This is a genomic window from Streptomyces sp. NPDC000151, assembly GCF_040301705.1.
Taxonomy (GTDB): domain Bacteria; phylum Actinomycetota; class Actinomycetes; order Streptomycetales; family Streptomycetaceae; genus Streptomyces.
This window is the reverse complement of record NZ_JBEPFC010000247.1, coordinates 1-5,496: the sequence shown is the minus strand read 5'-3', so window position 1 is coordinate 5,496 and position 5,496 is coordinate 1. Positions and strand designations below refer to the sequence as shown.

The following is a 5,496-nucleotide window of genomic DNA, read 5'->3' as shown; positions in this document are numbered from 1 at the left end:
GCGCGGCTCGGCACCGGCGTCGCCGCGCAGCCGCGCCACGACCTCGGTGACCGGGCGGTGCCGGGTGGTGCGGCCGTCGACGGCGAGCAGCGCGTCACCGGGCGCGATGCCGGCCCGGGCCGCGGGGCTGTCGGGGCGGACGCGGGAGACGCGGACATGACCGCCCTCGGCCTGGCGCAGCCACAGGCCGACGCCGACGTACTCGCCGTCGAGCTGCTGTCTGAAGTCCTCGTACTCGCCCGCGGTGTAGACCGTGGACCAGCGGTCGCCGCTGCGGCTGACCACGTCGGCCGCGGCCTGGCTGCCGGACTTGCCGTCCTTGATCGCCTCGCTGGCGGCCCGCTCGACGGCCTCGCGGTCCGCCGTGCCGTCCGCGGCCGACCGGCCGTCGGCGACGGTACGTACCGGTATCCGGTGCTCCGCCCCTTCTCGGCCTTCGCCGCCCCAAGTACCGGCTGCCGCGCCCGTACCGAGCACGCTCGCGAAGACCAACGTCAGGGCCGCCCCGCGGCGGATGCGGCGGGGCCGGACAAAGTGCAATCGGCCCGACATGCCGGTGAGTCTAGGCCAGAAAGAAGCGCCGTACGGGCAGTTGCCCGCACGGCGCTCTTGGCATAACTCACACCTTCAGATACTTGCGGAGCGCGAAAAACGCGGCGAGCGCCGGCATCAGAAGACCGATGAGCAGGACCAATGGGAGCACGGCCACCACGGAGTCCCAGCCGATGAAGTTGATCACCTGGATCTTCTCCGCCAGCCAGTTGTTCACGAGGATGAACTTGCCGCCGACGATCAGGACACAGGCGAACCCGGCGCCGATCAGGCCCGCGATGGCGGCCTCCAGGATGAACGGCATCTGGATGTAGAAGCTGGACGCGCCCACCAGCCGCATGATCCCGGTCTCCCGCCGCCTGCTGAACGCCGACACCCGTACGGTGTTGACGATCAGCAGCAGCGCAACGACCAGCATCAGCCCCATCACGCACAGCGCGGCGATGTTCATGCCGTTGAGCAGGTTGAACAGCGGCTCCACGGTGTCCCGTTGGTCCTGGACCTCCTGGACGCCGGGCCGCTCGCTGAAGGCCGATTTGATGACCGCGAACTTGGTCGGGTCCTTCAGCTTGACCCGGAAGGACTCCGGCAGCTGGTCGGGGGTGACGAGGCCCGCGACGGGCGTGTCGCCGAACTGCTCCTTGTAGTGCTTGTACGCCTGGTCGCTGGACTCGTAACTCACCTTCTCGACGATCGGCAGCCGGTTCAGCTCGGCGCGGATGTCGTTCTTCTGCTGCGTGGTGGCCGCGCCCTTGGCGCAGTTGGCGCCGGAGTCGGCGTCGTTCTTGTTGCAGAAGAAGATGGAGACGTTGACCTTGTCGTACCAGTAGCCCTTCATCGTGCTGACCTGGTCGCGCATCAGCAGCGAGGCGCCGAAGAGGCCGAGCGAGAGAGCCACGGAGACGATGACGGCGAAGGTCATCGTGAGGTTACGGCGGAGACCGACGCCGATCTCCGACAGGACGAACTGGGCGCGCATGGCGTCCTTTCAGTACTGGGGGCCGTACACGCTTAGTGCTGGTAGCCGTACACGCCGCGCGACTGGTCGCGTACGAGCCGGCCCTTTTCTAGTTCCATGACCCGCTTGCGCATCTGGTCGACGATCTGCTGGTCGTGGGTCGCCATGACCACGGTCGTGCCGGTGCGGTTGATCCGGTCCAGCAGCTTCATGATGCCGACGGAGGTCTGCGGGTCGAGGTTGCCGGTCGGCTCGTCGGCGATCAGCAGCATCGGGCGGTTGACGAACGCCCGCGCGATCGCCACGCGCTGCTGCTCACCACCGGACAGCTCGCCCGGCATCCGGTCCTCCTTGCCGCCCAGGCCGACGAGGTCGAGCACCTCGGGGACGGTCTTGCGGATCTGGCCGCGCGGCTTGCCGATGACCTCCAGGGCGAACGCGACGTTCTGCCCGACGGTCTTGTTCGGGAGCAGCCGGAAGTCCTGGAAGACCGTGCCCACCTGGCGCCGCATCTGCGGGACCTTCCAGTTGGACAGCTTTCCGAGGTCCTTGCCCAGTACGTGCACCGCACCGTGGCTGGCCCGCTCCTCGCGCAGGAGCAACCGCAGGAAGGTGGACTTGCCGGAGCCCGACGAGCCCACCAGGAAGACGAACTCGCCTCGTTCGATCTCGAGCGAGACGTCCCTGAGAGCGGGGCGGTTCTGCTTCGGATAAGTCTTGGAGACGTTGTCGAATCGGATCACAGATGCACCACGGTCGACCTGGGTAGGGGCACGGGTTGCCGAGTTGCGGCTCCCGTCGGTGAGCGTGACCATACGCGAACCACGAGGCGCGGCGCAGTCGGCGTCCGGTCTTGGTGCGTTTATTCACGGCACCTACGGGGACAAAACGAACACATTCCGGCTCCCGCCGACGGCCCGCGCGCGGCCTGAACGTGCCGTGCGCTGCGAGGATTCCGGTACGCGCGCCGAGGGGCCGGCGAGCTGGCACAGTAGAAGAGGGAACCAATGCGCCGGCCCGCGCGTTGGAGCTGGTGAGAAGGAGGTCGCATGACGTACGACCGACTGGTGTGCGCCAACTGCGCGGCCCCCGTGAGCGAGGGCCGCTGTCCGGTGTGCCGGGCCAGCAGGGAGCGACTGCAGCAGCAGAGCGGCCTGACCGGGCTCTTCGCGCAGGTCACCCCGGCGACCCTCGTGGTGCTGCTGGTGGCGCTGGTCGCGGTGGGCCTGCTGGCGACGGGTGGGCTGACCCCCGGCTGATCTCGACGAGATCGCATACGGACATCGCATACGGACAGCCGCATACGGACAAGACCGCATACGCAAAGGGGCCCGGCGCGGATTGCGCGCCGGGCCCTTCGCTGTGCGTCATGCCGCTGCGGCACGTTTCACGGTGCCGCGCCGGGGCCTCAGGCCGCGGCGGAACCGCCCTTGTTGATCAGGCGCGGCATCATGCGGAAGCCGATGCCACCGGCGATCATCGTCGCCGCACCGATCAGCAGGAAGGTCGTACCGGACGAACCGGTTTCGGCCAGCTCGCCGCCGGCCTGCTGCTGACCGCCCTTGGGCGTGTCCTGGGCCTGACCGGGCGTGTTGGCGATGTCTTCCTTGGAGTCGCCCGGCTGCTCGATCGGCTTGGTGCCCTCGTTGTCGGTACCGGTGCCGTCGTCGCCGCCGTTGGCGTCGCCGCCAGTGGCGTTGCCGCCGGTGGCGCCGTTGTCGCCGCCGTTGCCGCCGCCGATGCCGTTGTCGCCACCGTTGCCGCCATCGCCGCCGTTGCCGCCACCGATGCCGTTGTCGCCGCCGTTGCCGCCGTTGCCGCCGCCGATGCCGTTGTCGCCACCGTTCTGGCCGCCGTTGTCGTCACCGCCGACCGCGCCACCGTTGTCGTCGCCACCGACCACGCCGCCGTTGTCGTCGCCGCCGACCGCGCCACCGCTGTCGTCACCGCCGATCGCGCCGCCGTCGTCCTCGCCGCCGATCAGACCGCCGTCGTCACCACCGGTGTCGCCACCGGCCTGGCCGCCGTCGGACTGGCCACCGTCGGACTGGCCGCCGTCACCGCCGCCGATGAGGCCACCGATGAGACCGCCGATGATGCCGTCGTCCTCCTGGGCCTGAGCGCCCGGCTCGGCGGCCGAAGCGGCGCCCGTCACGGTCAGCGACGCGCCCAGCGCGATCACAGCGCCGGCCGCAACGCGCGCCACGCGCACCCGCGTCTTCTTGGTCATCTGCCTGCTACCCCCAGTAGCTCATGTGTCATTGGGGCATTTCTGTGCGGGGCGACGGCCGATGGGGGTACGCGACTCGCGGCTCCGCTGAGCGGGCGGTTCGCCAGGATCCCCGTTTCACACGCGCCCCAGACATACGCATGCCGCGCTCTACCCTTCCCAGATCCCAACGGACCGTCAAGGTCAAATAAAGAGCGGATGACCGTATTGCAGCGCTTTATGGGGGTCGGCGGCGTACGACTGTAACCAAATCACCACAACAAAAAGCAACCGCCGCCCCACAGGCGACGGTTGCCTCCGATGTCTCGGCCTCGGCCTCGGCCTCGGCTTCGACCTCGGCTTACTTCTCCTGCTCCTGCTGCTTGCGCCAGCGGATGCCGGCCTCCAGGAAGCCGTCGATGTCGCCGTCCAGCACACCCTGCGGGTTGCCGACCTCGAACTCCGTCCGCAGGTCCTTGACCATCTGGTACGGGTGCAGGACGTACGACCGCATCTGGTTGCCCCAGGAGTTGCCGCCGTCGCCCTTGAGCGCGTTCATCTTGGCCTGCTCCTCCTGGCGGCGCCGCTCCAGCAGCTTCGCCTGGAGGACGTTCATGGCGGTGGCCTTGTTCTGGATCTGCGAGCGCTCGTTCTGGCAGGAGACCACGATGCCGGTCGGGAGGTGCGTGAGGCGGACCGCGGAGTCCGTGGTGTTGACGCCCTGGCCGCCGGGGCCCGAGGAGCGGTACACGTCCACCCGCAGGTCGGACTCGTCGATCTCGATGTGGTCGGTCTGCTCGACGACGGGCAGCACCTCGACGCCGGCGAACGACGTCTGGCGGCGGCCCTGGTTGTCGAACGGGGAGATCCGGACCAGGCGGTGCGTGCCCTGCTCCACGGAGAGCGTGCCGTAGGCGTACGGCACGTTGACGGCGAAGGTGGTCGACTTGATGCCGGCCTCTTCGGCGTACGAGGTCTCGTACAGCTCCGTCTTGTAGCCGTGCCGCTCGGCCCAGCGCAGGTACATGCGCTGCAGCTTCTCGGCGAAGTCGGAGGCGTCGACGCCGCCGGCCTCGGCGCGGACGGTGACCACGGCTTCACGGGCGTCGTACTCGCCGGACAGGAGCGTACGCACCTCCAGCTCGTCGACCGCCTTGCGGACCGAGATCAGCTCGGCCTCCGCCTCGGCCTGGGTGTCCTCGTCGGCCTCGTCGGCGGCCAGCTCGAAGAGCACCTCGAGGTCGTCGACGCGGCCTCGCAGGTCCTCGGCCTTGCGCAGCTGCCCCTGGAGGTAGGACAGCCGGCTGGTGACCTTCTGGGCGTTCTCCACGTCGTCCCAGAGGTCGGGGGCCGCTGCCTGCTCCTCGAGCGCAGCGATATCGGCCCTCATCTTGTCGAGGTCCAGGACGGCCTCGATCGACCCCATGGTCGAGGAGAGGGACTTCAGCTCTTCGGATACATCGACGACTGCCACGCCTCCAGCCTAACGGCTGGGTGAGCCGACATGCGCCGGGCCGTCCGAGGCCGGTGGCCCCGTGCGGCGCCGTCGTGGTTGCTCGCGCAGTTCCCCGCGCCCCTTACGGGGCACTCGGCTACGGCACGTCCGGAGCTGTCTGCTCCGTACCGGGGCGGGCGTCGTCGGGGGTGTCGTCGCCGGAAGCCAGCCACGTGCCGATGCCCGCTACGGCCACCAGGCCCGCCGCCGCGAGGCCCAGTCGCACCCGGCGCTTGCGCACCCGGTGCCGGGCCGAGCCCGCACGGCGCTCGCCCGCCGCCC

At 69.4% G+C, this 5,496-nt stretch carries 6 protein-coding genes and 1 pseudogene; 1 reads left to right on the top strand and 6 read right to left on the bottom strand.

Annotation, left to right across the window (positions count from 1 at the left end):
• The 3 genes from ABT381_RS34810 to ftsE all read right to left on the bottom strand — a co-directional run.
• The coding region (locus tag ABT381_RS34810; protein ID WP_351601808.1) for a S41 family peptidase at positions 1 to 552 on the bottom strand (552 nt) is incomplete at its 3' end.
• Between the two features lie 67 nt (positions 553 to 619).
• Complete coding sequence (gene ftsX, locus ABT381_RS34805) at positions 620 to 1,531, bottom strand: permease-like cell division protein FtsX (protein WP_351601804.1); 912 nt, start codon at positions 1,529 to 1,531, stop codon at positions 620 to 622.
• A gap of 32 nt (positions 1,532 to 1,563) precedes the next feature.
• Positions 1,564 to 2,253: a cell division ATP-binding protein FtsE gene (gene ftsE, locus ABT381_RS34800; RefSeq protein ID WP_030250386.1), complete on the bottom strand. Its 690-nt coding sequence runs from the start codon at positions 2,251 to 2,253 to the stop codon at positions 1,564 to 1,566.
• A 306-nt stretch (positions 2,254 to 2,559) separates the two neighbouring features.
• On the opposite strand from ftsE, the gene ABT381_RS34795 reads away from it, so the two are divergent.
• A complete protein-coding gene (locus ABT381_RS34795) occupies positions 2,560 to 2,769 on the top strand; it encodes a hypothetical protein (RefSeq protein WP_351601800.1) in 210 nt (69 codons plus the stop codon).
• A gap of 149 nt (positions 2,770 to 2,918) precedes the next feature.
• Here the strand turns inward: ABT381_RS34795 and ABT381_RS34790 are convergent, their stop codons facing one another.
• The 3 genes and pseudogenes from ABT381_RS34790 to ABT381_RS34780 all read right to left on the bottom strand — a co-directional run.
• Complete coding sequence (locus tag ABT381_RS34790) at positions 2,919 to 3,740, bottom strand: hypothetical protein (RefSeq protein WP_351601797.1); 822 nt, start codon at positions 3,738 to 3,740, stop codon at positions 2,919 to 2,921.
• Between the two features lie 340 nt (positions 3,741 to 4,080).
• Entirely contained in the window at positions 4,081 to 5,193 is a 1,113-nt protein-coding gene (gene prfB, locus ABT381_RS34785) for a peptide chain release factor 2 (protein WP_351601794.1), read from the bottom strand.
• Between the two features lie 118 nt (positions 5,194 to 5,311).
• Positions 5,312 to 5,496, bottom strand: a pseudogene (locus ABT381_RS34780) (serine/threonine protein kinase); the annotation flags it as partial.

Bases quoted from the DNA above. Each gene is read 5' to 3' on its own strand.
- ftsX (WP_351601804.1), bottom strand. From the start codon at position 1,531: ATGCGCGCCCAGTTCGTCCTGTCGGAGATCGGCGTCGGTCTCCGCCGT.
- ABT381_RS34795 (WP_351601800.1), top strand. From the start codon at position 2,560: ATGACGTACGACCGACTGGTGTGCGCCAACTGCGCGGCCCCCGTGAGC.
- ABT381_RS34790 (WP_351601797.1), bottom strand. From the start codon at position 3,740: ATGACCAAGAAGACGCGGGTGCGCGTGGCGCGCGTTGCGGCCGGCGCT.